This window comes from Enterobacter sp. DTU_2021_1002640_1_SI_PRY_ASU_LCPMC_013, assembly GCF_032389435.1.
GTDB classification, from domain to species: Bacteria; Pseudomonadota; Gammaproteobacteria; order Enterobacterales; family Enterobacteriaceae; genus Enterobacter; species Enterobacter hormaechei_C.
The window spans coordinates 4,120,147-4,146,407 of the sequence record NZ_CP135594.1; the positions used below are offsets into that span (position 1 = coordinate 4,120,147).

Sequence of the window (26,261 nt, forward strand, 5' to 3'; positions counted from 1 at the left end):
GCGTATTGTTAATCGCAACGCACGAATTAACAACGTTTTTACGGGAAATTTTATGGTAATTCCCCCTCCGGAAAGAGGGGGGATGAAACAGGTTACTCTTCGCTGTCGTCCGCTTTGCTGCGCGCCGGCGAGTCGATCTCCACGCGGTCGATTCGCTGGAGGCCGCGCATCAGTGAGCCGCGACGTCCACGCTCACCCACCACCTTCTGCAACTCTTCCGGACGCAGTTTGATTTTACGCTTGCCGACATGAATGGTCAGCGTGCTCTGCGGCGGCAGCAGGAAGAGATGCGCGAGGCCATCGACGCCTTTTGCCGCTTCCGCTGACGGGATACTGATGATCTTGTTGCCCTTCCCTTTCGACAGCTCCGGCAGATCGCTGACCGGGAACATCAGCATGCGTCCGGCAGCGGTGATCGCCAGCAGCATGTCGCTTTCGTTCTCGATGATCAGCGGCGGCATGACGTGTGCGTTATCCGGCAGGCTAATCAGCGCCTTACCAGCACGGTTACGCGACACCAGATCGTTGAAGGTACAGATAAAGCCGTAGCCCGCATCAGACGCCATCAGCAGTTTTTGATCGTCGGCCTCCATCAGCATATGGTCCACCGTGGCGCCCGGCGGCAGCGTCAGCTTGCCGGTTAGCGGTTCGCCCTGGCCGCGCGCAGACGGCAGCGTGATCGGGTCGATGGCGTAGCTGCGGCCCGTGGAGTCGATGAACGCCACCGGCTGGTTACTCTTGCCCTTCACCGCCGCCTTGAAGCTGTCACCGGATTTGTAGCTCAGACCCGGCGCGTCGATATCGTGGCCTTTGGCGCTACGTACCCAGCCGCTCTGGGAAAGCACGATGGTCACCGGCTCGGAAGGCAGCATGTCGTGCTCGTTCATCGCCTTCGCCTCTTCGCGCTCGTGCAGCGGAGAACGACGGTCGTCGCCAAAGGCGTCGGCATCGGCCTGCAACTCTTTCTTCAGCAGGGTGTTCATCTTGCGCTCGGACGCCAGAATCGCCTGAAGCTGATCGCGCTCTTTTTCCAGCTCGTTCTGCTCGCCGCGGATCTTCATCTCTTCCAGTCTGGCGAGATGGCGCAATTTCAGTTCGAGGATCGCTTCGGCCTGGGTTTCGCTGATGCCAAAGCGCGACATCAGGGCAGGCTTAGGTTCGTCCTCGGTACGAATGATCTCGATCACTTCGTCAATGTTGAGGAACGCCACCAGTAAACCTTCGAGGATATGCAGGCGCTTAAGCACTTTTTCCAGACGATGGTTCAGACGACGGCGCACCGTATCGCGGCGGAAGGCCAGCCATTCGGTGAGGATCTCCAGCAGGTTTTTCACCGCCGGACGACCGTCCAGACCAATCATGTTCAGGTTGATGCGGTAGCTTTTTTCCAGATCGGTAGTGGCGAACAGGTGGTTCATCACCTGCTCCATGTCCACGCGGTTAGAGCGCGGCACGATCACCAGACGGGTCGGGTTTTCGTGGTCCGATTCGTCGCGCAGGTCGTCCACCATCGGCAGCTTTTTATTGCGCATCTGGGAGGCGATCTGCTCCAGCACCTTCGCACCGGACACCTGGTGCGGCAGCGCGGTGATCACCACGGCCCCGTCTTCTTTGGTCCACACCGCGCGCATGCGCACGGAGCCACGGCCGTTCTGGTAAATTTTGCGGATTTCCGCACGCGAGGTGATGATCTCGGCTTCGGTCGGATAGTCCGGCCCCTGCACAATATCCAGCAGATCGTCCAGCGAGGTTTTCGGCTGCTCAATCAGGGTGATGGCGGCTTTTGCCACTTCACGCAGGTTGTGCGGCGGAATGTCCGTCGCCATGCCCACGGCGATACCGGTCGTGCCGTTCAGCAGGATGTTCGGCAGACGCGCAGGCAGCATCTTCGGCTCCTGCATCGTACCGTCGAAGTTTGGCACCCAGTCGACCGTCCCCTGCCCCAGCTCGCCCAACAGCACTTCGGCATATTTAGACAGGCGGGATTCGGTATAACGCATTGCCGCGAAGGATTTCGGATCGTCCGGCGCCCCCCAGTTCCCCTGGCCATCCACCAGCGGATAGCGATAAGAGAACGGCTGGGCCATCAGCACCATCGCTTCATAGCAGGCGCTGTCGCCGTGCGGATGGTATTTACCCAGCACGTCGCCGACGGTACGGGCGGATTTCTTAAACTTGGCGGTAGCATTCAGCCCCAGTTCGGACATCGCATAGACGATGCGGCGCTGAACGGGCTTAAGGCCATCCCCGATAAACGGCAACGCCCTGTCCATGATGACGTACATGGAGTAGTTCAGGTAGGCGTTTTCCGTGAATTCATGTAGCGCGAGGCGCTCTGCCATATCGCTCATTACGTGTGATTCCTCAACTCAGAAACCGATGGGTTTCAGGCAATATTGCCGCAGATACTACCTCATCTGGCGAGTTGAGTCACAAAGAAAAAGGGCCGCATAAGCGGCCCTTTCCGGGTTATTTGTTCAGCTTGATAACCTGCTTCACGTCGATTTCAAACTCGTTCCAGTCTTTATCGATTTTACCCTGGAGTTCGACTTTATCCTGGGGCGTCACCGTCACGCCGTTCCAGCGCTTGTGGTCGATCTCCACCACCACCGTGCCGCTCTCATCGCGGAAGGTGTAACGGTCATCGGACAGGCGCTCGGTAATGTTCCCGCGCAGCTTCACCCAGGCATCGTCCTTCAGGTCTTTCACTTTAGCCGCGGTGGTGAGGTTGGCGTTGTTATCGACAAAGCCACCCTGCTGGGTTTGCGTCTGGTTCTGTGTCGCAGATGGGCCAGAGAAGCCACCCTGTGCAGCAAAGACAGGGGCCGTGGTCATCATCATGATGGCAGCAATTGCAGCGAATTTTTTCATCTTTATCTCTCCCTTTAATGTCGTTTCACAATCCATTAAACAGGGTAAACCTTAACAACTTCTTAAGGGGAAAATTTATTTATTTTTACTGTACAGCAGGCGCTTGCAGAAGGTTTACTGACGGCATCAAGGAGGAAATATGCGCATTTTACTGGTAGAAGACGACAGGCTCATCGGCGACGGCATCAAAGCGGGCTTAAGCAAAATGGGCTTTAACGTGGACTGGTTTACCGACGGTAAAACCGGGCAGTCGGCCCTGTACACCGCGCCGTATGATGCCGTGGTGCTGGACCTGACGCTGCCAGAAATCGACGGGCTTGAGATCCTGCGCGCCTGGCGCGAAAGCGGTAAGAGCGAACCGGTGCTGATCCTGACCGCGCGGGATGCGCTGAATCAGCGCGTCGAAGGGTTACGCCTGGGGGCGGATGATTACCTGTGTAAGCCGTTCGCGCTGATTGAAGTGGCGGCCCGCCTTGAAGCGCTGGTGCGCCGCAGTCACGGGCAGGCGCGCAGCGAGCTGCGTCACGGCAAGGTCACGCTCGATCCGGCAAGCCTTGTCGCCACGCTGGAGGGCGAAACGCTGGTGCTCAAACCCAAAGAGTTCGCCCTGCTGGAGCTGCTGATGCGCAACGCGGGCCGCGTGCTGCCGCGCAAGACCATCGAGGAGAAACTCTACAACTGGGATGATGACGTCTCCAGCAACGCCGTCGAAGTCCACGTTCATCATTTACGCCGCAAGCTCGGCAGCGAATTTATCCGCACCGTGCACGGCATCGGTTATACCCTGGGTGACGCATGAAACTGACCCAACGCCTGAGCCTGAAGCTGCGCCTGACGCTCCTCTTTTTGCTGCTGTCCCTGGCGGCCTGGTTTGCCGCAAGCGTGGTGGCCTGGCACCAGACGACCGACAAGCTCGATAAGCTGTTCGATACCCAGCAGATGCTGTTTGCCAAACGGCTGCTGACGATGGACGTGGACGAACTTCGCGCCCCGGAACGCATGCGCGAGGTACCGAAAAAAGCCAAACACGGCCATCTGGACGACGATGCGCTGGCCTTCGCAATCTTCACCGCCGACGGCAGCATGGTGCTTAACGACGGCGAAAACGGGCGCGACATACCTTACCTCTACCGCCGGGACGGGTTTGATGACGGTCGGTTGCAGGATGACAACGACGAATGGCGTTTCCTGTGGCTGACTTCTCCGGACGGGAAATACCGCGTGGTGGTTGGCCAGGAGTGGGAGTACCGACAGGATATGGCGCTGGACGTGGTCAGCTCGCAGCTGACGCCGTGGCTGGTGGCGCTGCCCGTCATGCTTTTGTTGCTGATTGTTCTGCTGAGCCGGGAACTGAAACCGCTGAAAAATCTGGCGCGGACCCTGCGCTCGCGCTCGCCGGATGCGACCGATACGCTGCCCACCCACGGCGTGCCGACGGAGGTTCGCCCGCTGCTTGATGCGCTTAACCATCTTTTCGCCCGTACGCAGGAGATGATGGCCCGCGAGCGCCGCTTCACCTCGGATGCCGCCCATGAGTTGCGCAGCCCGCTGGCCGCGCTGAAGGTGCAAACCGACGTGGCGCAGCTTTCCCTTGACGATCCCGGGGCGCAGTCTAAAGCGCTGGGGCAGCTGCATGCGGGCATCGACCGCGCCTCCCGGCTGGTGGACCAGCTTCTCACCCTGTCGCGCCTGGATTCACTGGATAATCTTGATGACGTCGAACCCGTGATGATGGCCGATTTGCTGCAATCCGCGGTGCTGGATATCTGGCATCCGGCGCAGCAGGCGGGCATTGATATTCGGCTCAACGTCAACGCGCCCGAGGTGATGCGTCACGGACAGCCGCTACTGCTGAGCCTTCTGGCGCGTAACCTGCTGGACAACGCCGTTCGTTACAGCCCGCGCGGCAGCGTGGTGGACGTGACGCTGCATACCCAAAGCTTTACCGTGCGCGACAACGGCCCGGGCATTTCTTCCGATGCGCTGGCGCGTCTCGGCGAGCGCTTTTATCGTCCACCGGGCCAGGACGCCACCGGCAGCGGTCTGGGGTTGTCTATCGTCAAGCGTATCGCGACGTTACATGGGATGAGCGTCTCGCTGGGCAATGCGCCGGAAGGGGGCTTTGAGGTGACCGTCAGCTGGTAGCCATTATTGCGCTGAGCGCAAAAGACTTTGCACATTTTGCTTATTTTTCCGCTCCGTCCTCGCGCGTAGAATACCCGGCATACTCTCAGCATCGAGGACAAATAATGAGCAATATTCTGATTATCAACGGCGCGAAAGAATTTGCGCACTCTAAAGGCCAGCTCAATGACACCCTGACCGAGGTCGCGGATGGTTTCCTGCGCGACGCCGGACATGATGTTAAGGTCGTGCGCGCGGACAGCGATTACGACGTGAAGGCCGAAGTGCAGAACTTCCTGTGGGCCGACGTGGTTATCTGGCAGATGCCGGGCTGGTGGATGGGCGCACCGTGGACCGTGAAAAAATACATGGACGATGTGTTTACCGAAGGTCACGGTTCGCTGTATGCCAGCGACGGCCGCACCCGCTCAGACGCGTCTAAAAAATACGGTTCCGGCGGCCTGATTCAGGGCAAGAAATACATGCTCTCCCTGACCTGGAATGCCCCGCTAGAAGCGTTCACTGAGCAAGATCAGTTCTTCGAAGGCGTGGGCGTAGACGGCGCGTATCTGCCGTTCCACAAGGCGAATCAGTTCCTGGGTATGGAGCCGCTGCCGACCTTTATCGTCAACGACGTGATTAAAATGCCGGACGTCCCGCGCTATATCGCAGAATATCGCAAGCATCTCGCGGAAATTTTTGCTTAACTGGTAGCCTGGAATTAGAAGGAGTTAATTATGCTTACCGTTATTGCTGAAATCCGTACGCGTCCTGGCCAACATCACCGCCAGGCGGTACTGGATGAGTTCGCGAAGATCATCCCGACCGTACTGAAAGAAGAAGGCTGCCACGGCTACGCGCCGATGGTGGACGCCGCCACCAGCGCAAGCTTCCAGGCGACCGCGCCAGACTCAATCATCATGGTTGAGCAGTGGGAAACCGTCGCGCACCTTGAAGCGCATTTGCAGACTCCGCACATGAAAGCGTGGAGTGAGGCGGTAAAAGGTGACGTGCTGGATACCCATATCCGAATTCTGGAACAAGGGGTTTAAGGTTCGTGGAATTTGCCGGGTGGCACTGCGTTTACCCGGCCTACAAAACCTGACTCGTAGGCCCGGTAAGCGCTAGCGCCACCGGGCTTTTTGTATCATCTTAATACTCAACTGCTATGCTTATTCTGACTTCATTGTTAACAGGAGGATGGAATGGGACTTTTTAACTTCGTAAAAGAAGCAGGCGAAAAGCTGTGGGATAACCTGACCGATCATAAAGGTCAGGGCGACAAAATCACCGAGCACCTGAAAAAGCTGAATATTCCTGGCGCGGATAACGTCCAGGTCACCGTTACCGACGGCAAGGCCAGCGTGACGGGCGACGGGCTGACGCAGGAGCAGAAAGAAAAAATCCAGGTCGCCGTCGGCAACATCGCGGGCGTCAGCGAAGTGGAGAACAATATCACCGCGACAGATGCCAAAGATGAAGCCACCTACTATACGGTGAAATCCGGCGATACCCTGAGCGCAATCTCTAAAACCGTGTACGGCGATGCCAACCAGTACAATAAGATTTTTGAGGCTAACCGCCCAATGCTCTCCAGCCCGGATAAGATCTATCCCGGTCAGACGCTGCGTATTCCGAAAGCGTGATCGATAAGTCGGGGGTTACCCCCCGACTGTTTTTACCAGTACAGTTTCCAGCTCTGCGTAAAACGCACCAGTGCCTCAACGTAGAAGTAATCGCCCCAGCTCGCGCACTCATCCACGCCTTTATTGCTCGCCAGGTGATACACCGAGTGCTTAAGCAGCCCGTTGCCCTTCTCTTCTTTGCCCATCAGATAGTGCTTTGTTAGCGAGGACATAATCCCTTTCGCCCATTCGAGGTAACGTTCGCGATCCGGATCTGTGACCGGCAGATGTTTCACCAGCTCCAGCAGTCCACACACCGCAATTGCCGCCGAGGAAGAATCACGCAGTGCGTCGGTGCCCACCAGCGCCAGATCCCAGTGGCAGACGTAGTCTTCCGGCAGGCGATTGAGGAAGTAGTTCGCCAGCCGTTTTGACAGGGCGATCATCGTTTCGTCGCCGGTATAGATATAGCTCAGCAGGAAACCGTAAATGCCCCAAGCCTGCCCGCGCGACCAGCAGGAGTCGTCGGCGTAGCCCTGCTGGGTGTTGCCGTAGCGCGGTGCGCCGGTTGCCACATCCATATAGTAGGTGTGGAAGGTGGAGGCATCGTCACGAATGAGGTATGTCGCGGCCTGCATGACGTGCGCTTTTGCGGCGTCGGCAAAGCGCGGATCGCCCGTCTGCTCCGTTGCCCAGTAGAGCAGCGGCAGGTTCATGTTGCAGTCGATGATCATCCGCCCGGCCTGCTCCGGATCGGAGAGATCGCCCCACGCCTGGATGATTTTCGCCTTCTCGTGGAAGCGTTCCAGCAGGGCTTCCGCCGCCAGCAGCGAGAAGCCGCGCGCCTCGCGGTTTCCGGTCAGCCGCCACGCGGCTACGCAGGAGAGCGTGTAGAGGAAGCCTAAATCGTGGGTGTTGGTGTCGTTGCGCCCGGCGATGCGCAGGCCAAACGAGCGCACGTGTTTTTCCGCCATCGCGCGGAATTTTTCCTCGCCGCTCATCTCCCATGCCAGCCACAGCTGCCCGGTCCAGAAGCTGGTGGTCCACTCCACGTTGTCAGTCAGCGGATAAAAACCGTTCTGGCAGGTTTCCGCCGGGAATTTGTCGCCGAACTCCGTTAAATGACGGCTAATCAGGTCAAGAACGTGGCTGCGCGCCGAATTCAGTTCATCGCTGAATGCGCGGGAGTCAACGGGCGCAGCGATAACAGGCAGACGTTCTTCTTTGATACGACTTAACATATTTCGGTTCCTTCTTTGACGGCGTAATTTATCGAGTTGACGTTTCTGCTACGTTCAGCGCACGAGCCCCGCGCCATTTGCTCTGACAGGCGGATAACGTAAAAGCAGAAATAAGGGTAAAGGTCAGCGCCGTTGCGCCCATGATGATATAGGTGTGCTCAAAGCCAATACGGTCATACATATAGCCGGCAGGGGAAGAGACCACCACGTTGCCAACGTAGAGCATCGCCTGATAGCCGAGTAAATACATGGTGGCATTGACGCGCTTGTCGAAATGCTCGGCGATATATTTAAATACCGACACCAGCAGGAGACAAATTTCCAGACCGTACAGCGGCTTAAGCACTGAAATTAACAGGTGTGAATCACACATGCCGGAAATAATCAGACGCGCCCCAACCACCAGCCCGACAATTAACAGCCCGCGTTTGGCGCCAATAAAGTTCACAAACAGCGGGACCACCATATACATGACAAATTCCATGCCCGACTGTACGGTCCCGAGATAGCCGAATACGGCGTTGCCCTCATGAATATCATCGAAGAAGGTGACGAAATAGCGCGAGAATTGCTGCTCGGCGATAAACATCATCCACGCCACGCCCGCCACGTACAGGCAGAAGGCCCAGAATTTGCGGTTACGCAGCAGGGCGTAAACGTCAGACGGGGCTATTTTCTCTTTCGTCAGCACCTCGCCTGCGTGAGCGGAGTTAGTGTTCACTTTCAGGCTCAGCAGGACAATCAGCATCACCACCGACGCCACGCTGCCGAGAATAAAGTTATACGCCGGTGAGAGGTTGAACAGCAGGCCGGAGAAAGATGACGCCACCGCCCAGCCGAGCGATCCCCACATACGGATCTGCCCGAACTCCATGCCATTCAAACGGCTAAAGCGGTCGGAATAGGATTCACACGCCGCCACGCCCGCGTACCAGGCAAAGCTTAAATAGAGCGCGCCGATAATAATCCCCAGCAGGGTATTAGACATTAACAGCGGCTGGTAAACATAAATAAAGAATGGCGCCATCAGGGCCGACATGATCACCACAAAATAGAGCAGATATTTGCTCATGCCGATCTTATCGAGAATATAGCCGTAGATCGGCTTGAGAATAACGGAGAATATCCCGTTCACCGCAAAGACGGTTCCTATCACCGATCCGCTCAGGTTGGCTTTCTGACCGAGCCAGATTGCCAGCAGACCAATACTGGCAGACCAGGTAAAGAAATAGAGAAAGATAAAGCTGCTGATTTTGTAATATTCAGTTCTGTTGGTTGTCGATGTGCTTTTCATATCATCCTCGCCGGGGTGTAGGGCCAGATTTTTATAATGTGAACGACAGCTTACGTTCGCTTCCGGGTTCGCTAATCACGACCTGGTTGTGGGTTATATTCAGCTGCGGCGTCGCCGCAGCGGGCTGTTTTCCGCCAGCCAGAACGGCGCAACAGAGCCAGCTTTCCCCTTGCGGGAGGTCAGCTTTTAACAGCGGAATGGAGGCGCACTCCGCAAACATAATGCTGCTGTTCGGCGGCGTGACGATGCTGTCTGGCTGGCGCTGAATGATCGGCGAAAGATCGACAATGACGCTGCTGCCGTTTTCAGCCGACAGATAACAACCGCGTTCGCGCACCTGGTGGGCGGTTTTCATCACCGCAAAGCCGCCCTCGACGGTTTGCAGAGTGCGCGCGCTGTTGATACGGTGCAGGCGCAGGTGCCACTCCCCGAACGGGATCTGCCAGGTCGCAATCTGCACGTCGCGCCACGGCGACCAGCGCGAGAAAATGTAATTTTCATCCACCCGAACCTCGTCGCACTCGCGACGACCGCGGAAATAGTCATCTCCGTCCGCCAGCAGCAGCATGGAATCGCAGGCGGCATGCTTCAGGCCAAAACGCCCGCGCTCAAGGGTGAATCCGAAGCGGCTGGAGTAGGCAAATTTGGTGTATTTCGCTTCGGTGTTGACGTAGTTGTTCAGCTCCAGCTGACCGGCGGTGAGCATGACGACGTGCTGCGAATCTTTCGAATGCATCAGGATCTGCTGCGCATGCGGAATCACATGTTTTTCAGCAAGCGCGGGCAGCGGTTGTTCTTCCGCCTGCCAGAACGGGTGTGCTTCCGGCAGCGCCAGGATCAGATAGGTTTTCAGCGCCCAGTACGGTGAACCGGGGGAGTTGTAATCCTCGCACATCGCCAGGTTCGGATACGCAAACCCCAGGGTAAGAATACCGTCGCGATCGACAATCGACTGCTGCTGCCACCAGCGCAGATGCCGCAGCACAATGCCCTTCATGATGCCCGGGGTGAAGACGTCCAGCTGAGAAAAGGCCACCGCGCTCCAGAAGGCAACCATGGCAAAGCGGTAGGTCAGGCTGCGGCCAAACGGCACCGAGGCGCCATCGGCGGCGGACCAGTAGATAAAGTCTTTCGCGAACAGACGCGAGCGCTCGCGCAGCACCTTCGCCCTCGCCTCGTCGTCACTCAGCGTGGCGTAAATCAGGCCGTAGAAATGGAAAGCCATGGAGATGTAGTAATCTTTCGGGCGGCCGGGACCGTCGGAATACCAGCCGTCGCCGAGGTAGTAGGCGTCCATCAGCGCAAAGCGGTGGTCAATGGCAGCCCGATCGTACGGCAGGCCGGCGCGCTTAAAGCCGAGCTGGACCATAATGGCAAAATAGTTCCAGTTGCTGTCCGGCATCTGCGCGTCGGTGATTTGGTTGAGCCACGCGTGCAGGTTCATCACCTCGCGCCCGGTAAAGTGCGCGGTGAGTTTATCCCCCAGCAGAGCGAGCCCCAGACCGTAGGCCGCCATCTCCACCAGACGCTGATCGTACGGGCCGGTTTCACCCCAGTAGCCGCTGCTTTGCGGGTCGGTACCAAGCTTAATGGCAGTAAGGTACTTCTCGCTGAACGGCGTGCTTTCGCCGGACGCCATCAGCGGAAACAGCCCCCAAAGCGCGCGAGAAAGTCCCTCCATCTGCGCAATATCCGCTGTGTAATGGGCGCAGGTGTCGCCCAGCGGGAATCGTGAACGGTTCGCCGGAAATTGCGTGTCCAGCGCCTGTAAAAGTGCATTCAACGACGCCACTACCTCCTGGCGTGAAGACAACGGATTTGATTTTTCTTTGTTTGCCGCCCACATCGGTTCGCCCTCGTAATCAACTGCGGCAAAGCATAGTGAATCCGCAAGGGGCAGAAATGTTAGCCATGTCACAGGCATGAACGATGAATAAACCTCCAGTTGAGAAAATTTAAAAAGGTGGTTTATAAAGACGATCAGACGGGAAAAAGTTGAGTTTTATTGCACTATGCGCGACACGCCGACATCCGACCTTCTGGAACTGATCGCCCTGAATGATACCGTGGCCTCGTTCAGCCGCCTGTTTGCCAATACGGTGCGCTACCATCACTGGCATCAGTGTCTGGAGATCCTCTATGTTGAAGAGGGCTTTGGCGTGGCGATTGTCGATAATCGTCACTACACCATGCGCCCCGGACGACTGTTTTTCTTCCCGCCTTTTACGCTGCACAAGGTCATGGTGGACGAACAGGCGGAGGCAATTTACCGCCGCACCATTATTCATCTCGACCAGCACGCGGTGCTGAAGATCCTGCGGGATTTTCCCCAGACCCGGCAGCGCCTGGAGCGGCTGTCACGCCGTGGCGGCGAAGCGTGGGTCGCCGATTTAGCCCACTGTCACCACCATATCGACCATCTGTTTAGCTGCTATAAACCGCCGATGAACGGCGAGAGCATCGCCAGCCTGCTGATCGGCCTGTTCGCGATGCTCCCCGACGATCGCGACGGTGAGCCGGGCAACAGCCAAGGGATCGCCAGCCAGGTAATGTTCTGGCTCGACGAGCATTATCAGGAGAAATTTCGTCTGGACGCGCTGGCCGAAGAGCTGGGTAAATCACGCAGTTACGTATCGCGAAGATTCCATGCGGAAACGGGCGAAAAAATTCACGACTACCTGAACACGCTAAGGTTGCGTAAGGCGTGCGAGTGTTTACTCCACACGGATTCGAGCGTGCGTGACATTGCCACACAGGCGGGATTTTCCGACGTGACGTGGTTTATCAGCGCGTTTAAAAAGGGGATTGGCGAGACGCCGTTGCAGTACAGGAAGAACCATCGTGCGGTTTGACGCCCTCACCCCAGCCCTCTTCCACGGGGAGAGGGGGAAGATCAACCGCTCTTTTTCCCCGGCTTTAATCCGCGGTGTAACTCGTTGATGCGCTTCATCGACTTGATGGTGCGCTGCGGCTCGGTGGAGGCGACGGACAGAATAATCATCTCCAGGCACAGCAGTACCGTGCCGTGCAGCGGGATTTTGCCCTTCTCGCCGCCGCGCGGGACGTGGATCACTACGCTTGCCTCTTTGCTAAAGCGCGAGTCCGTGGCGTTGGTCAGCAAAATGGTGGGAATACCCAGGCGCTTCGCTTCGCGCAGCGTGGTCTGCCCCTCCCGGTGCGCGGATTTTTGCGCCATCATTACCAGCACGTCACCGCGCTGTAGGGCAATCAGCTGTTCGGCGAGGCCAATACCGGTGCGGTTGAGCGGGATCGCAGGCAGGCCTATACGGCTAAACAGTCGCGAGGTGTACTCAGCCAGAATGCCGGATGCGCCAATGCCAAAAATAGCGACCTGTCTCGCCTGCGCCAGCAGTGACACGGCCTGCGCCATCGCGTAGCGGTTGCCCGGTTCGGACAACACCGCGCAGGTGTGCTGATGGCCTTCCAGCACAAAATCGATGCTCGCGTCGACGTCGCTGGTAAGCGTGTTTACCGTGGTGGACATCTTCTCGCTGGAGGTGACCACCGGGCCAAACCACTGCTCCAGGGTCTGCTTGAGATCCCGCAGCCCACCAAACCCAAGCGCCTGAATGGCACGCACCACGGTGGCGTCCGAGGTGTGTAGCACAGCGGCAATCTCCATTGCCGTCTGCTCCATAACCGCTTCACGATTTTCATTGATATAGCTCGCCACCTGCAGCAGACGCGGCGTCAGCTGGTGCGCCCGCGAGCGGAGGCGGTCGCCGTAGACATCAATTTTTCGGATCATCGTGCGGCCTCCGGCAGCGGACGGCCCGCTATCTGCGACTGCACCTGCGCGGCCATCAGCCCCAGCGAGGCAAATGAATTTGAGATCGCTTCCTCGCGGGAGATGAGCACGTAATGCCCGGTTCGGCAGGCGTTGAGAAACTGGCACCAGCCCGGCATCACCGCATCCATCGCCGCCAGCTCGTCCTGCGGTTTCCCGCCGGTGTCCCCGCGCCAGGTGGCAAAGACAAAATCAGCATCCAGCTCCGGCAGGCGCTCGGCGCTGACGTCGATGCGCCCGCCCTCAGGGATGCTCTCAATCAGCGGCGGGAACCTGAACCCTGCGTCGCGCAGCACGCGCCCAAGCGAGTGGTAGCTGTGCATGGCGTTGATTTTTCCCTGATTGGCCTGAATCACCGAGACGGTCAGCTTGCTCGTATCGATGGTCGCCTTTAGCGCCTCGATCTGCTCCTGATAGCGACGCTCCAGAATCTTCAGCCGCGCCTTTGTCCCGGTAAGCTGCGCCAGCTTGCGGTAGATCTCCGGCGCGCCGCCGTCGAGGTGATCGATACTCACCGTCGGGGCAATTTTTTCCAGCTGTTCGACCGGCGTGTTGCGGGTCGGCTCGGTGATGATAAGATCCGGCTTCGCCGCGGCGATGGCTTCAATATCGATATCCGCGGTGCCGATGAATTTGATGTCGGAATTATCAAAATCGATGCCCGTCAGCATGCCGCTGGAGCGCAGAAAATGGCTGCCGTCCGGTCGGGTGCGGCCATGGCTGGCGATCGGCGGCACGCCAAGCTCAATCAGCGGAATGGTGATATCCAGATCGTGCAGAGAGACGATCCGCTTCGGGTTAACCGGCACCACCACGTTGCGGTTCAGGTCGTCAGTAAACGTCTGCGTCGGCTCTGCCGCCCCTACGGCAAAACCCACCAGCACCAGCATTGCAAAAAATACGCGCATTTCTATCCCCTAAAATCGATCCCGACGCTGCCAGAGCAGCAGCAGGAAAAACGGTCCGCCAATCAGTGAAATGACAATTCCCGCCGGCAGCTGCAACGGGAGAAATGCCAGCCGCCCGACGTTATCCGCCAGCAGCACCAGCAGCGCGCCCAGTACGGCACTTCCCGTCAGCAGTGCCGTTTGCCCTCCGCGCAGCAGCAGGCGCGCCATGTGCGGGGCAATCAGCCCGACAAAGCCGATACTCCCCACGCAGGAGACGCAGGCCGCGGTGAGCACCATGGGGGCAAACACGCGCAGCAGCGCGAGGCGTGAAGTCCGCACGCCCAGCCCCGTCGCAGTGTGGTTGCCGAGCAAGGCTACGTCTGCGGCGCGTGCGGTAAAGAGCAGCAGCGCAAACGCTGGCACTGTCCAGGCAGCAGCGATGCTGACCAGCGTCCAGCTTGCTGCATGCAGGCTCCCCGCCAGCCACAGCATCGCCGTCTGGACGTCGCGCACGTCGGCGGTCGTCATAAAGACCCCCATCGCGGCGGCAAACGCCCATGACACGCCGATGCCGATCAGGATGAATCGCGGGCGCGAGATATCACGCGCCAGCGCCACTACCAGCAGCGCGGTCAGCAGCCCACCGGCCATGCCGATAAGTGGACGCCAGTACGGCCCCAATCCCGGAAACTGAAAAATCAGCAGCAGCACCGCCGCGCTACAGCCCTCTTTCACGCCGATAAGACCGGGGTCAGCAAGGCCGTTGCGGGTAATGGACTGCATGGCCGCCCCCGCCATGCCGAGCATCGCGCCGCACAGCACCGCCATCAGCAGGCGCGGCAGGCGGATATCCATCACAATGTAATGCGCATCCGCCGTCAGACGTTCAGGATAAAACAGCGCACGTCCGATGGCGGAAGCAGGAATGGGCAGCGAACCGTGCGTCAGGCCAAAACTTAGCAGCAGGAGAGCGGCAAGCGATAATACGGCCAGATACAGCAGCGCTCTCGGGCGAACCAGCGCCGAGAAGGAGAAAAATCGTACTGCCCTCAATCCAGCCCGGTTCATTTGAACATCCTTGACGCCATAAGGATAAAGACCGGCGCGCCGACTAGCGCAGTCATCACGCCGGTTGCCAGCTCATACGGCGTAAACAGCGTACGGGCGGCGATATCCGCCATCAGCAGAACCAGCGCCCCGCAGAGGGCTGAAAGCGGCACCATCACGCGCAGGTCCACCGATACCAGACGGCGAATCAGCTGCGGCACCACGAGTCCGATAAACCCGATCGGTCCGGCAACTGAAACCGCCGCGCCGCACAGCAGGGCGATGGCCAGCAGCGCGAGCAGGCGCGTTTTCAGCAGCGACACGCCAAGCCCCTGCGCCATTCTCTCGCCCAGCGCCAGCATGTTCAGCGACGGCGACAGCCAGAACGCCAGCGCAAAACCCACGGCAGCGGCCCCCGCGGCGCTAGCGATCGTCTCGCCGATGACTCCCGCCACATCCCCCGTAAGCCAGGTCCGCATGGCCAGCAGCGTCTGTTCATCCAGAATCAACACCGTAGCGGTTATCGATGAGGCAAATGCCGACATTGCCACGCCGCACAGCGTGACCTTCATCGGCGTGAGACCGGTACGCCCGGATGAGGAGAACGTTAGCACCAGCAAAAAGAGCGCGGCGGCGCCAGCTGCGGCTATCAGAGGGCGGCCAAACGGCAGCGACAGCCCGAGGGCACTCGTCAGCACCACCGCCAGCGCCGCCCCTGCATTCAGCCCCAGGATATGCGGCTCGCCGAGCGGGTTGCGGATCACTGATTGCAGCAGCACGCCCGCGACGCCGAGCGCCGCGCCCGCCACCAGGGCGGCGCACAGCCGCATCAAGCGCAGCCTGACGATCACGCTATGCTCAAAATTGCGCGGGTCGAAGTGGAAAAATGCGTCTACTACCGTCCGGGGGGCGATAACGCGCGCCCCGATGCTCAGGTGCGCAATCGCGCCTGCCAGAAGCAGCAGCGTAAAGAGAATAAAGGCCACAGATGTGCGCATCATGGTTTGTCGTCAGCCTGACGGAACGGCATAAAGAACGGCTTGCCGGTCAGCGGGTTAACCGACATATGCACGTCGACGTCAAACACCGCTTTGATCAGCTCCGGCGTGCAGGCGTCGCCCTCATGCAGTACCCCCTCAACCTTTCCCTGACGTAAAAAGACCAGCGAATCACCGTAATTCACGGCGAAGTTGAGATCGTGCAGAACCACCACCACGGTGCGCCCGTGCCGGCGCGTCAGCGTGTGCAGCAGTTCGAGGATCTCCACCTGGTAGCGAAGATCGAGGTACGTCGTGGGTTCATCCAGCAGGATATAGGGCGTTTGCTGCGCCAGCACCATGGCGATCCAGCAGCGCTGGCGCTGGCCGCCGGACAGGCTTTCAACCAGATGATGGGCAAACTCTGCCGTTCCGGTCAGGCGTAACGCCTCTTCCACGGCCCGCTCGTCTTCCTCGCTCCACTGGCGCATCACGTTCTGCCAGGGGAAACGTCCGCGCGAGACCAGCTCAAATACGGTTAACCCTTCTGGAAGCAGCGGAGACTGCGGCAGGATCCCGAGCTGGCGGGCGACCGCTTTGGTTGGCTGCGAGTGGATGGCTTTGCCGTCCAGCACCGCGCTGCCGCCGAGCGGCTGAAGCAGCCGTGCGAGGGTACTTAACAGCGTCGATTTTCCGCAGCCGTTTGCGCCCACCAGAACAGTCATTTTCTGCTGGGGGATCGCAAGGGAGATATCATCAACGATGATTTTTTTCTGGTAACCCGCGGAGAGGTTCTCAAGAACCAGTCCCGGCTTTTTGATGTAGTGAGCCACGTGAACGCCAACGTAAGAAAAAAAACCAACAAATAAAAATAAAACTCATTCTCTTTTGTGAGTTTGCCGCCGCTCCATGTAGTAGTCAAGCGAAGATATACCCTGTAAATCCCAGGGATAATTGAGCGTCACCGCACAAATTAAAATTCATTTTTATTAATTATTTTCAATATTTTAAAGAAGAAAGCGAAGCGTGTTAGCCAGAGAGAAACATCTGTAGCGAAATTTTTATTTATTCCATTTACTACTACATGCCCTCATGTTTGAATGATTCTCAATTACAAGTCCGATGCCGTAGAGGCTAACGGACAGAGCGTAAGGGCAATGACTCACACATTCTTCCGCGAGCATTTCATCGCAGGATATTTTGGGAAAACAGATGTAATGGCTAAGTTCACACCTTCATTCGCCGAGGTAAAAGGGCGCGCGCTCTTTTCACTCCTGTTCATGGCGCCTCTGGTGCACGCAGCAGCAAAAGACGGTGAGACGCTTACCGTCACTGCCGATCCTTCCGCTTCCACCGACGCCACCAGCGGCTATCAGCCCCTGAACACCTCCACCGCCACGCTGACCAACATGCCGATGCTGGACATCCCGCAGGTGGTCAATACCGTCAGCGATAAAGTGCTGGAAGACCAAAACGCGACCACGCTAGACGAGGCGCTGTATAACGTCAGCAACGTGGTGCAGACCAACACCCTGGGCGGCACGCAGGATGCCTTCGTGCGCCGTGGCTTCGGCGCAAACCGCGATGGCTCGATCATGACCAACGGCCTGCGCACCGTGCTGCCGCGCAGCTTCAATGCCGCAACCGAGCGCGTGGAGGTGCTAAAAGGCCCGGCCTCGACCCTTTACGGTATTCTCGACCCCGGCGGCCTGATTAACGTGGTGACCAAACGCCCGGAGAAAACCTTCGGCGGCTCGATTTCTGCCACATCAACCAGCTTTGGCGGCGGTAGCGGACAGTTTGACATCACCGGTCCAATTGAAGGTACGCGTCTGGCCTATCGCCTGACGGGGGAGTATCAGGACGAGGATTACTGGCGTAATTTCGGCACCGAACGCAGCACCTTTATCGCCCCGTCTTTGACCTGGTTCGGCGATGATGCCACCGTGACCGTGCTCTATTCGCATCGCGACTATAAAACGCCGTTCGATCGCGGAACGATCTTCGATCTCAACACCAAAAAGGCCGTCGACGTCGATCGCAAAACCCGCTTTGATGAGCCGTTTAACGTGACCGACGGCCAGTCCGACCTCGCTCAGCTTAACGCGGAGTATCGGCTCAACAGCCAGTGGACCGCGAAGTTCGACTACAGCTACAGCCAGGATAAGTACAGCGATAACCAGGCTCGCGTGATGGCCTACGATTCAAAAACCGGCAACCTGACCCGCCGCGTGGATGCGACCCAGGGTTCGACCCAGCGTATGCACACAACGCGGGCAGATTTGCAGGGGAACGTGGACATCGCGGGCTTTTACAATGAGATCCTGACCGGCGTGTCGTATGAGAATTACGATCTGCTGCGTACGGACATGATCCGTTGTAAGAACGTTAAGGATTTCAATATTTACAACCCGAGCTACGGCAGCCTCGGCAAGTGCACCACCGTCTCGGCAGCCGACAGCGATCAAACCATCAAGCAGGAGAGCTACTCCGCCTACGCGCAGGACGCGCTGTACCTGACCGATAAGTGGATCGCCGTTGCCGGACTGCGCTACCAGTATTACACCCAGTACGCGGGCAAAGGCCGTCCGTTTAACGTCAACACCGACAGCCGCGACGACCAGTGGACGCCGAAGCTGGGCCTGGTTTACAAGCTCACGCCGGCAGTCTCCCTGTTTGCCAACTATTCCCAGACGTTTATGCCGCAGTCGTCCATTGCGAGCTACATCGGCGACCTGCCGCCGGAAACGTCGAACGCGTATGAAATAGGCGCTAAATTCGACCTGTTCGACGGCATTACCGCCAACATCGCGCTGTTTGATATCCACAAGCGCAACGTGCTGTACACCGAGAGCATCGGTGATGAAACCGTCGCCAAAACCGCGGGCCGCGTGCGCTCGCAGGGTGTCGAAGTGGATCTCGCCGGATCGCTGACCGAGAACACCAACATTATCGCCAGCTACGGCTATACCGATGCGAAGGTGCTGGAAGACCCGGACTACGCGGGCAAACCGCTGCCGAACGTACCGCGCCATACCGGCTCCCTGTTCCTGACGTACGATATTCACAATGCGTTTGCCGGGAATACGCTGACAATTGGCGGCGGCGGGCACGGCGTGAGCCGCCGCTCAGCGACTAACGGTGCGGATTATTATCTGCCGGGCTATTTCGTGGCGGATGCATTTGCGGCGTACAAAATGAAGCTGCAATATCCGGTGACGCTACAGGTGAACGTGAAGAATCTGTTCGATAAGACCTACTACACGTCGTCGATTGCGACCAACAACCTGGGCAACCAGATTGGCGACCCGCGTGAAGTGCAGTTTACGGTGAAGATGGAGTTTTGACGTAAAAAAGCCCGGTGGCGCTAACGCTTACCGGGCCTACGATCCTAACCCCCTCCCTGTGGGAGAGGGTTAGGGTGAGGGGACATCAGGCCTCAATATCCGCCATATCGCCTTTCTCCTGTAGCCAGTTACGCCGGTCTTCAGAACGTTTCTTGGCCAGCAGCATGTCCATCACGGCGTTGGTTTGCTGTTCGTCTTCATCGCTGATGGTCAGCTGCACCAGACGGCGGGTGTTCGGATCCAGCGTGGTTTCACGCAGCTGCATCGGGTTCATCTCGCCCAGCCCTTTAAAGCGCTGAACGTTCGGTTTGCCCTTCTTGCGTTTGAGCTGCTCCAACACGCCCGCTTTCTCTTCTTCCGTCAGCGCATAGTAGACTTCTTTGCCAAGGTCGATACGGTACAGCGGCGGCAGCGCCACGTGGACGTGACCGTTTTTCACCAGCGTGCGGAAGTGCTTCACGAACAGCGCACAGAGCAGCGTGGCGATGTGCAGACCATCGGAGTCCGCATCCGCGAGGATACAGATCTTGCCGTAGCGCAGCTGGCTCAGATCGTCGCTGTCCGGATCGATGCCGATCGCCACGGAGATGTCGTGTACTTCCTGCGAGGCCAGCACTTCATCAGACGAGACCTCCCAGGTGTTGAGGATCTTACCCTTGAGCGGCATGATCGCCTGATATTCACGATCGCGCGCCTGCTTGGCCGATCCGCCTGCCGAGTCCCCTTCCACCAGGAACAGCTCGGTGCGGTTGAGATCCTGGGCGGTACAGTCCGCCAGCTTGCCCGGCAGCGCGGGGCCGCTGGTCAGCTTTTTACGCACCACTTTCTTCGCCGCGCGCAGGCGACGCTGGGCGCTGGAGATGGCCATTTCAGCCAGCATTTCTGCGGCCTGAACGTTCTGGTTCAGCCACAGGGTAAACGCATCTTTCACCACGCCGGAGACGAACGCCGCACACTGGCGTGACGACAGGCGCTCTTTAGTCTGACCGGCAAACTGCGGATCCTGCATCTTCACTGAGAGCACGTAGGCGCAGCGGTCCCAGATATCTTCTGCGGAAAGCTTCACGCCGCGCGGCAGAATGTTGCGGTATTCGCAGAACTCGCGCATCGCATCCAGCAGCCCCTGACGCAGGCCGTTGACGTGCGTCCCGCCGAGCAGCGTTGGGATCAGGTTGACGTAGCTTTCCGTCAGCAGCTCACCGCCTTCCGGCAGCCACAGCAGCGCCCAGTCCACCGCTTCGGTGTCACCTTCGAAATTCCCGACGAACGGTTTTTCCGGCAGGGTCGGCAGGCCGTTAACCGCTTCGCACAGGTAGTCGTTCAGACCCTTTTCGTAGCGCCAGCTCTGTTCGGTGTTGTTTACGTGATCTTTAAAGGTGATTTCCACGCCCGGGCACAGCACCGCTTTGGCTTTCAGCAGGTGCGTCAGGCGAGAAACGGAAAAGCGTGGGCTGTCGAAGAAGCTTTCGTCAGGCCAGAAATGGACGCTGGTGCCGGTGTTGCGTTTACCGCACGTCCCGACGACCTGCAAATCCTGCACTTTTTCGCCGTTTTCAAACGCGATGTTATACACCTGGCCATCGCGACGAACGTTCACTTCCACGCGCTTTGACAGGGCGTTAACCACGGAGATCCCCACGCCGTGCAAGCCGCCGGAGAACTGGTAGTTTTTGTTGGAGAACTTACCGCCCGCGTGCAGACGACAGAGGATCAGCTCAACGGCGGGAACACCCTCTTCCGGGTGGATATCTACCGGCATGCCGCGGCCGTCGTCGATAACTTCCAGCGACTGATCGGCGTGCAGGATAACGTCCACGCGTCTGGCATGGCCTGCCAGCGCTTCGTCCACACTGTTATCAATTACTTCCTGGCCCAGGTGGTTTGGGCGCGTCGTATCGGTGTACATCCCCGGGCGGCGGCGAACCGGCTCAAGCCCGGTGAGTACCTCAATGGCATCAGCGTTATAGGTTTGCGTCATGATTTAAGCTAGCAATTCGCATTGATTGTCAGTGGCTGTGCAGTCCAAGAAAATCGACAATCTGGGTGAAATGATCTTCAAAGCCCGTGAAAGCATGGTTACCGCCCTCTTCTACAGTCTGGCGGCAGGATGCGTAATACGCCACTGCCTGGCGGTAATCCAGCACTTCATCTCCCGTCTGTTGCAGCAGCCAGATAAGATCGGGCGCTTCAAGCGGGTCGACCTGCATAACTTTGAGATCGTAAATATGGCGTGACTCTAGCACATATTGTTGGCCGGTGTAGGGGTTCTCGTTTTCGCCAAGAAAGTCCCTTAACAGCTCAAATGGCCGGACCGCCGGGTTGACGACGACAGCGGGTAACATAAAGCACTGCGACAGCCAGGTGGCGTAGTAGCCGCCGAGCGACGACCCGACAACGCCAAACGATTCGCCGCCGTGTTCAAGCACGATCGATTCCAGCATCTCTGCCGCATCCGCCGGATAAGGGGGCAACTGCGGAATAATCATCTCCACGTGGGGATGATTCGCGCTCAGCCACTGGCGAAGCTGCGTCGCTTTCGCCGATCGCGGTGAGCTGTTAAACCCATGCAGATAGAGAAGCGTCGACATCAATAGCCTTCCGAAGCGGTATCCGGGCGGAATTGAGCCCCGGTCAGACGGCAAACTTCGGTGGTCAGCGAGCCATCGGCATGCAGCTCCAGCCAGCGCCAGCCCGGTGCGATGGTATCCAGCGTAAAGTTGGCGCAGTGCGGCTTAAACTGCACGCAGGTAGAGGGCGTCGCGAGCAGGCGGCGACCATTCCAGTCGAGATCCTGTTCCTGGTGAATGTGCCCGCACAGCAAATTTTTCACGCGCGGAAATTTCGCCAGTACGCCGTCCAGCGCCGCAGAGTTGCGTAAGCTGTGCTGATCGAGCCAGCTACAGCCCGCCGGCAGCGGGTGATGATGCAGCAACAGCAGCGTATTGCGATTCGGTTCGGCGGCCAGTTTTGTCTCCAGCCAGTCAAGCTGATAGTCGCTCAACTCACCGTGCGGAACGCCAAACACCTGACTGTCGAGGAGCAGAATTTGCCACTGGTCCCCCGCAAAGACACATTTTGCCGGTGAAATCCCCGCCTCCTGAAGCGAACTGTACATAGCGGGTTGAAAATCGTGATTGCCCGGTAGCCAGACGCAAGGCACGCTAAAGCTCGCAATCCCTTCAGCAAAATGCTGATAGGCTGCGGAGGATTGATCCTGCGCCAGATCGCCCGTCGCGACGATCAGATCGCATGGCCGCTTTTCAGCATGGATCGCGTCAAGAACCGCCTGATAACTCTCCCAGGTGTTCACGCCCAGAAGCGTCTCATGCTTTTCGGCAAAAAGGTGGGTGTCGGTGATTTGTAATATCCTGACTGGCGCCCCACCAGCAACAGTCAGGTTCAACAGGCTTTCCAAATGGTGTCCTTAGGTAGGTTTATGACGCTAACAAACCGGAATCGCCATTGCTCCATGTGCTAAACAATATCTTAGCCAGTCGGCTAAAAACTGGTTAATTTGATGCTTTTCGTCGCGTTGATGCAACTTTTTATTCGGGTAATCATACCGCGCTTTAAAGCGAAAGATCTGCTGGCTTGAACACACTTCAGCGACCATCGCGTCATGATAAAGACGTACCGTCATCGACGGCAGGCTCCAGTAGCTGATGCTCGGCGCCGTTTGCTCAATCTCCACCAGCGTAGTGTAGCGCGTTGATTCTGTTATCGTTAACCGATACTGCGCGTTGCTCACCTGATAGCTCACCGTTTCGCCGGGCGCATCGTTTCGCGGCAGCAGGCGGCGCAGCTGGGCGAAATTGGTTTCGCACAGGCGCATCATTTCTGGGAAGTCAGGTGTATAACGCTTCATTTTTTCCACTCGTGTCGTAATGTCTGATAATGCAGCTGTAGCCATTGCAGGGCGATGACAGACGCTGCGTTGTCGATTAAACCCTCTTCTACCCACTGGTAAGCCTGCTCCCGACTCACCACATGAACCCGAATATCTTCGTTTTCATCTGCCAGACCGTGGATCCCTTCCGCTGTCTTGGCGTCCACTTCGCCCACCATAATAGATGAACGTTCCGTTGTCCCACCCGGGCTTGCCAGGTAGCTCAACACCGGTTTCGTCCGGCCGATCGCCAGGCCCGCCTCTTCCAGCGCCTCACGGCGAGCGACGTCTTCGACCGACTCACCTTCTTCGATCATCCCGGCCACCATCTCCAGCAACCACGGCGTATCGCTGGTATCATAAGCCGCAATACGCACCTGTTCGACCAGCACCACTTCATCACGCACTGGGTCATAGGGTAGCAACACAGCCGCATGCCCGCGCTCAAAAATTTCGCGTTTGATTTCACCGCTCATCTCACCGTTAAACAGACGATGCCTGAAACGGTAAAGTTCCATTGAAAAAAAACCGCTATAAAGCGTTTCTCGTGCAATAATTTCTACATCGTTTTTGGCGAAGGTGACAGGCACGTTTTCTGGTTTTTGCATCGGTCGAGTCCTGGTAGCAATGGTGATGAAATTGTGAATTTCAAGGCTGTTTGGCTGCCGTTTGTATGGCTATATGGTAGATTGGAGCAAATTACCGCCAGATGGCACGTTACGCCAACCTTTTGGTGTGGATGATTCTGTTAGAATCGGCAATTATTTTTAATTAGATCAGCGCTAATACTGCTTCACAACAAGGAATGCAAATGAAGAAATTGCTCCCCATCCTTATCGGCCTGAGCCTGACGGGCTTCAGTGCAATGAGCCAGGCAGAAAACCTGTTACAGGTCTACCAGCAGGCACGTCTGGGCAACCCTGATTTACGTAAATCAGCGGCCGATCGTGATGCTGCGTTTGAAAAGATTAACGAAGCACGTAGTCCACTGCTGCCGCAGTTAGGCTTAGGTGCAGATTATACCTACACTAACGGTTTTCGCGATAACAATGGCATCGATTCGAATGCCACCAGCGCCTCTTTACAGCTTACACAAACCCTGTTCGACATGTCCAAATGGCGGGAACTGAGCTTGCAGGAAAAGAGCGCCGGCATTCAGGATGTCACCTATCAAACCGATCAGCAGACGCTGATCCTGAATACCGCGACCGCCTATTTCCAGGTTCTGAGCGCGATTGACGCCCTCTCCTACACCGAAGCGCAGAAACAGGCGGTTTACCGTCAGTTAGATCAAACCACCCAGCGTTTTAACGTGGGCCTGGTCGCCATTACTGACGTGCAGAACGCCCGTTCACAGTACGATACCGTACTGGCTAACGAAGTGACCGCACGTAACAACCTCGACAATGCCCTGGAAGCACTGCGTCAGGTCACCGGTAACTACTATCCTGAGCTGGCCTCTCTGAACGTGGACAGTTTCAAAACGGACAAACCGCAGGCGGTTAACGCCCTGCTGAAAGAAGCGGAAAACCGCAACCTGACCTTGTTGCAGGCTCGCCTGAGCCAGGATCTGGCGCGCGAACAGATCCGTCTTGCACAGGATGGTCACCTGCCAACTCTGAGCCTGAGCGCCTCTACCGGCGTATCGGACACCAGCTACAGCGGGTCTAAAACGACCTCTCAGGCCTATGACGACAGCAACGTTGGCCAGAACAAAGTGGGTCTCAGCTTCTCTCTGCCGCTGTACCAGGGCGGGATGGTTAACTCTCAGGTTAAACAGGCGCAGTACAACTTTGTGGGCGCCAGCGAGCAGCTGGAAAGCGCACACCGCAACGTGGTGCAGACCGTGCGTTCTTCCTACAACAACGTAAATGCCTCTATCAGCAGCATCAACGCCTATAAACAGGCCGTCGTCTCTGCCCAGAGCTCACTGGATGCGAACGAAGCGGGTTACTCCGTAGGTACGCGTACCATCGTGGACGTGTTAGACGCAACGACCACGCTGTATAACGCGAAACAGCAGCTCTCCAGCGCACGTTATCAGTATCTGATTAACCAGCTGAACATCAAGCAGGCGCTGGGTACGCTGAACGAGCAGGATCTGCAAATGCTGAACAGCACGCTAGGCAAACCGGTCCCTACGTCGCCTGACAGCGTCGCGCCGGAAAATCCACAGCAGGATGCCGCCGTTGATAATTTCACCCCTAACAGCAGCGCCCCGCTTGCGCAGCCAGCGGCAGCGCGTAGCACCGCACCTGCCAGCAGCGGTACGAATCCGTTCCGTCATTAAGCCTTGCCCGATGGCGCTGAGCTTATCGGGCCTACTTAATCGTAGGCCGGGTAAGCACAGCGCCACCCGGCGCAAAATCACACCTGAACGTAAGCCAACGTAAAGATCCCCCGCATTTCGCCCCTCTTCGCTTCATTTTCAACCACTCATCCTCTATCCTGAGCGTTATTACCACTGGGTCCTGGAAGACAAATATGAAACGGACAAAAACGATGAATCACGCGTCGTTCCGCAAAAGCTGGAACGCACGCCACCTGACACCTGTCGCGCTGGCGGTCACCGCCGTCTTTATGCTGGCAGGCTGTGAGCAAAACGACGAAACGGTTTCGCTGTATCAAAACGCCGACGACTGCGCGAGCGCAACCGGTAAAGCCGCTGAGTGTACGACGGCCTATAACAACGCCCTCAAAGAAGCGGAACGTACCGCGCCGAAATATGCCTCTCGCGAAGACTGTGTAGCCGAATTCGGTGAAGGCCAGTGCCAGCAGGCACCTGCTCAGGCGGGTATGGCACCGGAAAACCAGGCGCAGGCACAGTCCAGCGGCAGCTTCTGGATGCCGCTGATGGCGGGTTATATGATGGGCCGTTTGATGAGCGGCGGTGCGGGCTACCAGCAGCAGCCGCTGTTTAGCTCCAAAAACCCGAACAGCCCGGCCTACGGTAAATACACCGATGCCACCGGCAAGGGTTACGGTGCTGCAACGCCAGGCCGTACGATGACCGTACCGAAAACCGCAATGGCGCCGAAACCAGCCACCACCAGCACCATTACCCGTGGCGGCTTTGGTGAGTCTGTTGCCAAACAAACCACCATGCAGCGTAGTGCGACCGGCTCCTCAACTCGCTCAATGGGCGGCTGAT

General features: G+C 57.7%; 24 protein-coding genes. 9 read left to right on the forward strand and 15 right to left on the reverse strand.

The genetic code is table 11. The features are described from left to right. Nucleotides 1-92: 92 nt before the first annotated feature. Entirely contained in the window at nt 93-2,351 is a 2,259-nt protein-coding gene (gene parC, locus RS584_RS19685; RefSeq protein WP_015571873.1) for a DNA topoisomerase IV subunit A, read from the reverse strand. Between the two features lie 118 nt (nt 2,352-2,469). Then, entirely contained in the window at nt 2,470-2,871 is a 402-nt protein-coding gene (locus RS584_RS19690) for a YgiW/YdeI family stress tolerance OB fold protein (RefSeq protein ID WP_003862501.1), read from the reverse strand. Nucleotides 2,872-3,010: 139 nt separating this feature from the next. Between RS584_RS19690 and qseB the strand changes: the two genes are divergently transcribed. From qseB to lysM, 5 genes are all read left to right on the forward strand, one after another. Beyond that, on the forward strand, nt 3,011-3,670 hold the full coding sequence (gene qseB / locus RS584_RS19695; protein WP_032103342.1) for a quorum sensing response regulator transcription factor QseB: 660 nt from the start codon (nt 3,011-3,013) through the stop codon (nt 3,668-3,670). Beyond that, nucleotides 3,667-5,016: a quorum sensing histidine kinase QseC gene (gene qseC / locus RS584_RS19700; RefSeq protein ID WP_254309391.1), complete on the forward strand. Its 1,350-nt coding sequence runs from the start codon at nt 3,667-3,669 to the stop codon at nt 5,014-5,016. Before qseB ends, qseC begins: the two co-directional genes overlap by 4 nt. Before the next feature lie 104 nt (nt 5,017-5,120). Next, nucleotides 5,121-5,702 carry an NAD(P)H-dependent oxidoreductase gene (locus tag RS584_RS19705; RefSeq protein WP_015571876.1) on the forward strand — a complete coding sequence of 194 codons (582 nt, stop codon included), beginning with the start codon at nt 5,121-5,123 and terminating at the stop codon, nt 5,700-5,702. A 30-nt stretch (nt 5,703-5,732) separates the two neighbouring features. Beyond that, nucleotides 5,733-6,047 (forward strand): putative quinol monooxygenase, encoded by a 315-nt coding sequence (locus RS584_RS19710; protein WP_015571877.1) that lies wholly within the window; start codon nt 5,733-5,735, stop codon nt 6,045-6,047. Nucleotides 6,048-6,200: 153 nt separating this feature from the next. After that, complete coding sequence (gene lysM / locus RS584_RS19715; RefSeq protein ID WP_315748502.1) at nt 6,201-6,641, forward strand: peptidoglycan-binding protein LysM; 441 nt, start codon at nt 6,201-6,203, stop codon at nt 6,639-6,641. A 32-nt stretch (nt 6,642-6,673) separates the two neighbouring features. Here lysM and RS584_RS19720 read toward each other — a convergent pair whose 3' ends face one another. Genes RS584_RS19720 through RS584_RS19730 form a run of 3 tightly spaced genes read right to left on the reverse strand, consistent with a single transcriptional unit; the run spans nt 6,674 to nt 11,001 of the window. Further along, nucleotides 6,674-7,861: a glycoside hydrolase family 88 protein gene (locus tag RS584_RS19720; RefSeq protein ID WP_032103344.1), complete on the reverse strand. Its 1,188-nt coding sequence runs from the start codon at nt 7,859-7,861 to the stop codon at nt 6,674-6,676. A 28-nt stretch (nt 7,862-7,889) separates the two neighbouring features. Beyond that, the gene (locus RS584_RS19725) at nt 7,890-9,155 is read right to left on the reverse strand and encodes an oligosaccharide MFS transporter (RefSeq protein WP_015571880.1); all 1,266 of its coding nucleotides are present in this window, start codon (nt 9,153-9,155) and stop codon (nt 7,890-7,892) included. A 31-nt stretch (nt 9,156-9,186) separates the two neighbouring features. Continuing rightward, the gene (locus tag RS584_RS19730) at nt 9,187-11,001 is read right to left on the reverse strand and encodes a DUF2264 domain-containing protein (protein ID WP_315748503.1); all 1,815 of its coding nucleotides are present in this window, start codon (nt 10,999-11,001) and stop codon (nt 9,187-9,189) included. 166 nt (nt 11,002-11,167) lie between these two features. On the opposite strand from RS584_RS19730, the gene RS584_RS19735 reads away from it, so the two are divergent. Next, the gene (locus tag RS584_RS19735) at nt 11,168-12,007 is read left to right on the forward strand and encodes an AraC family transcriptional regulator (RefSeq protein ID WP_315748504.1); all 840 of its coding nucleotides are present in this window, start codon (nt 11,168-11,170) and stop codon (nt 12,005-12,007) included. Nucleotides 12,008-12,048: 41 nt separating this feature from the next. Here RS584_RS19735 and RS584_RS19740 read toward each other — a convergent pair whose 3' ends face one another. The 5 genes from RS584_RS19740 to RS584_RS19760 are packed head-to-tail and all read right to left on the reverse strand — an operon-like array spanning nt 12,049 to nt 16,710. Further along, nucleotides 12,049-12,924, reverse strand: coding sequence for a MurR/RpiR family transcriptional regulator (locus tag RS584_RS19740; protein WP_015571883.1), 876 nt, complete (start codon nt 12,922-12,924; stop codon nt 12,049-12,051). Further along, on the reverse strand, nt 12,921-13,871 hold the full coding sequence (locus RS584_RS19745) for an iron-siderophore ABC transporter substrate-binding protein (RefSeq protein ID WP_125914783.1): 951 nt from the start codon (nt 13,869-13,871) through the stop codon (nt 12,921-12,923). The genes RS584_RS19740 and RS584_RS19745 overlap by 4 nt, the downstream gene beginning before the upstream one ends. Nucleotides 13,872-13,880: 9 nt before the next feature. After that, nucleotides 13,881-14,921 (reverse strand): iron ABC transporter permease, encoded by a 1,041-nt coding sequence (locus RS584_RS19750; RefSeq protein ID WP_315748507.1) that lies wholly within the window; start codon nt 14,919-14,921, stop codon nt 13,881-13,883. After that, nucleotides 14,918-15,901 carry an iron ABC transporter permease gene (locus RS584_RS19755; protein WP_315748508.1) on the reverse strand — a complete coding sequence of 328 codons (984 nt, stop codon included), beginning with the start codon at nt 15,899-15,901 and terminating at the stop codon, nt 14,918-14,920. Before RS584_RS19755 ends, RS584_RS19750 begins: the two co-directional genes overlap by 4 nt. Further along, nucleotides 15,898-16,710, reverse strand: coding sequence for an ABC transporter ATP-binding protein (locus RS584_RS19760; protein ID WP_017384046.1), 813 nt, complete (start codon nt 16,708-16,710; stop codon nt 15,898-15,900). The genes RS584_RS19755 and RS584_RS19760 overlap by 4 nt, the downstream gene beginning before the upstream one ends. 384 nt (nt 16,711-17,094) lie before the next feature. On the opposite strand from RS584_RS19760, the gene RS584_RS19765 reads away from it, so the two are divergent. Next, on the forward strand, nt 17,095-19,224 hold the full coding sequence (locus RS584_RS19765) for a TonB-dependent siderophore receptor (protein WP_315748509.1): 2,130 nt from the start codon (nt 17,095-17,097) through the stop codon (nt 19,222-19,224). Nucleotides 19,225-19,309: 85 nt separating this feature from the next. Here the strand turns inward: RS584_RS19765 and parE are convergent, their stop codons facing one another. From parE to nudF, 5 genes are read right to left on the reverse strand one after another with little or no spacing between them, the layout of a single operon-like run. Then, a complete protein-coding gene (gene parE, locus RS584_RS19770) occupies nt 19,310-21,202 on the reverse strand; it encodes a DNA topoisomerase IV subunit B (RefSeq protein ID WP_017384044.1) in 1,893 nt (630 codons plus the stop codon). 28 nt (nt 21,203-21,230) lie between these two features. After that, nucleotides 21,231-21,812: an esterase YqiA gene (yqiA, locus tag RS584_RS19775; protein ID WP_015571888.1), complete on the reverse strand. Its 582-nt coding sequence runs from the start codon at nt 21,810-21,812 to the stop codon at nt 21,231-21,233. Further along, complete coding sequence (gene cpdA / locus RS584_RS19780) at nt 21,812-22,639, reverse strand: 3',5'-cyclic-AMP phosphodiesterase (RefSeq protein WP_040118119.1); 828 nt, start codon at nt 22,637-22,639, stop codon at nt 21,812-21,814. Before cpdA ends, yqiA begins: the two co-directional genes overlap by 1 nt. A gap of 27 nt (nt 22,640-22,666) precedes the next feature. After that, complete coding sequence (locus RS584_RS19785; RefSeq protein ID WP_003862516.1) at nt 22,667-23,089, reverse strand: DUF1249 family protein; 423 nt, start codon at nt 23,087-23,089, stop codon at nt 22,667-22,669. Beyond that, complete coding sequence (nudF, locus tag RS584_RS19790) at nt 23,086-23,718, reverse strand: ADP-ribose diphosphatase (RefSeq protein WP_047741508.1); 633 nt, start codon at nt 23,716-23,718, stop codon at nt 23,086-23,088. The genes RS584_RS19785 and nudF overlap by 4 nt, the downstream gene beginning before the upstream one ends. 203 nt (nt 23,719-23,921) lie before the next feature. On the opposite strand from nudF, the gene tolC reads away from it, so the two are divergent. After that, nucleotides 23,922-25,400 carry an outer membrane channel protein TolC gene (gene tolC / locus RS584_RS19795; protein ID WP_017384041.1) on the forward strand — a complete coding sequence of 493 codons (1,479 nt, stop codon included), beginning with the start codon at nt 23,922-23,924 and terminating at the stop codon, nt 25,398-25,400. Between the two features lie 194 nt (nt 25,401-25,594). Continuing rightward, nucleotides 25,595-26,260, forward strand: coding sequence for a DUF1190 family protein (locus RS584_RS19800; protein ID WP_003862522.1), 666 nt, complete (start codon nt 25,595-25,597; stop codon nt 26,258-26,260). Nucleotide 26,261: the final 1 nt, after the last annotated feature.

Coding starts and splice junctions, on each gene's coding strand:
- parC (WP_015571873.1), bottom strand. CDS start 2,351: ATGAGCGATATGGCAGAGCGCCTCGCGCTACATGAATTCACGGAAAAC.
- RS584_RS19690 (WP_003862501.1), bottom strand. CDS start 2,871: ATGAAAAAATTCGCTGCAATTGCTGCCATCATGATGATGACCACGGCC.
- qseB (WP_032103342.1), top strand. CDS start 3,011: ATGCGCATTTTACTGGTAGAAGACGACAGGCTCATCGGCGACGGCATC.
- qseC (WP_254309391.1), top strand. CDS start 3,667: ATGAAACTGACCCAACGCCTGAGCCTGAAGCTGCGCCTGACGCTCCTC.
- RS584_RS19705 (WP_015571876.1), top strand. CDS start 5,121: ATGAGCAATATTCTGATTATCAACGGCGCGAAAGAATTTGCGCACTCT.
- RS584_RS19710 (WP_015571877.1), top strand. CDS start 5,733: ATGCTTACCGTTATTGCTGAAATCCGTACGCGTCCTGGCCAACATCAC.
- lysM (WP_315748502.1), top strand. CDS start 6,201: ATGGGACTTTTTAACTTCGTAAAAGAAGCAGGCGAAAAGCTGTGGGAT.
- RS584_RS19720 (WP_032103344.1), bottom strand. CDS start 7,861: ATGTTAAGTCGTATCAAAGAAGAACGTCTGCCTGTTATCGCTGCGCCC.
- RS584_RS19725 (WP_015571880.1), bottom strand. CDS start 9,155: ATGAAAAGCACATCGACAACCAACAGAACTGAATATTACAAAATCAGC.
- RS584_RS19730 (WP_315748503.1), bottom strand. CDS start 11,001: ATGTGGGCGGCAAACAAAGAAAAATCAAATCCGTTGTCTTCACGCCAG.
- RS584_RS19735 (WP_315748504.1), top strand. CDS start 11,168: ATGCGCGACACGCCGACATCCGACCTTCTGGAACTGATCGCCCTGAAT.
- RS584_RS19740 (WP_015571883.1), bottom strand. CDS start 12,924: ATGATCCGAAAAATTGATGTCTACGGCGACCGCCTCCGCTCGCGGGCG.
- RS584_RS19745 (WP_125914783.1), bottom strand. CDS start 13,871: ATGCGCGTATTTTTTGCAATGCTGGTGCTGGTGGGTTTTGCCGTAGGG.
- RS584_RS19750 (WP_315748507.1), bottom strand. CDS start 14,921: ATGAACCGGGCTGGATTGAGGGCAGTACGATTTTTCTCCTTCTCGGCG.
- RS584_RS19755 (WP_315748508.1), bottom strand. CDS start 15,901: ATGATGCGCACATCTGTGGCCTTTATTCTCTTTACGCTGCTGCTTCTG.
- RS584_RS19765 (WP_315748509.1), top strand. CDS start 17,095: ATGGCTAAGTTCACACCTTCATTCGCCGAGGTAAAAGGGCGCGCGCTC.
- parE (WP_017384044.1), bottom strand. CDS start 21,202: ATGACGCAAACCTATAACGCTGATGCCATTGAGGTACTCACCGGGCTT.
- yqiA (WP_015571888.1), bottom strand. CDS start 21,812: ATGTCGACGCTTCTCTATCTGCATGGGTTTAACAGCTCACCGCGATCG.
- RS584_RS19785 (WP_003862516.1), bottom strand. CDS start 23,089: ATGAAGCGTTATACACCTGACTTCCCAGAAATGATGCGCCTGTGCGAA.
- nudF (WP_047741508.1), bottom strand. CDS start 23,718: ATGCAAAAACCAGAAAACGTGCCTGTCACCTTCGCCAAAAACGATGTA.
- tolC (WP_017384041.1), top strand. CDS start 23,922: ATGAAGAAATTGCTCCCCATCCTTATCGGCCTGAGCCTGACGGGCTTC.
- RS584_RS19800 (WP_003862522.1), top strand. CDS start 25,595: ATGAAACGGACAAAAACGATGAATCACGCGTCGTTCCGCAAAAGCTGG.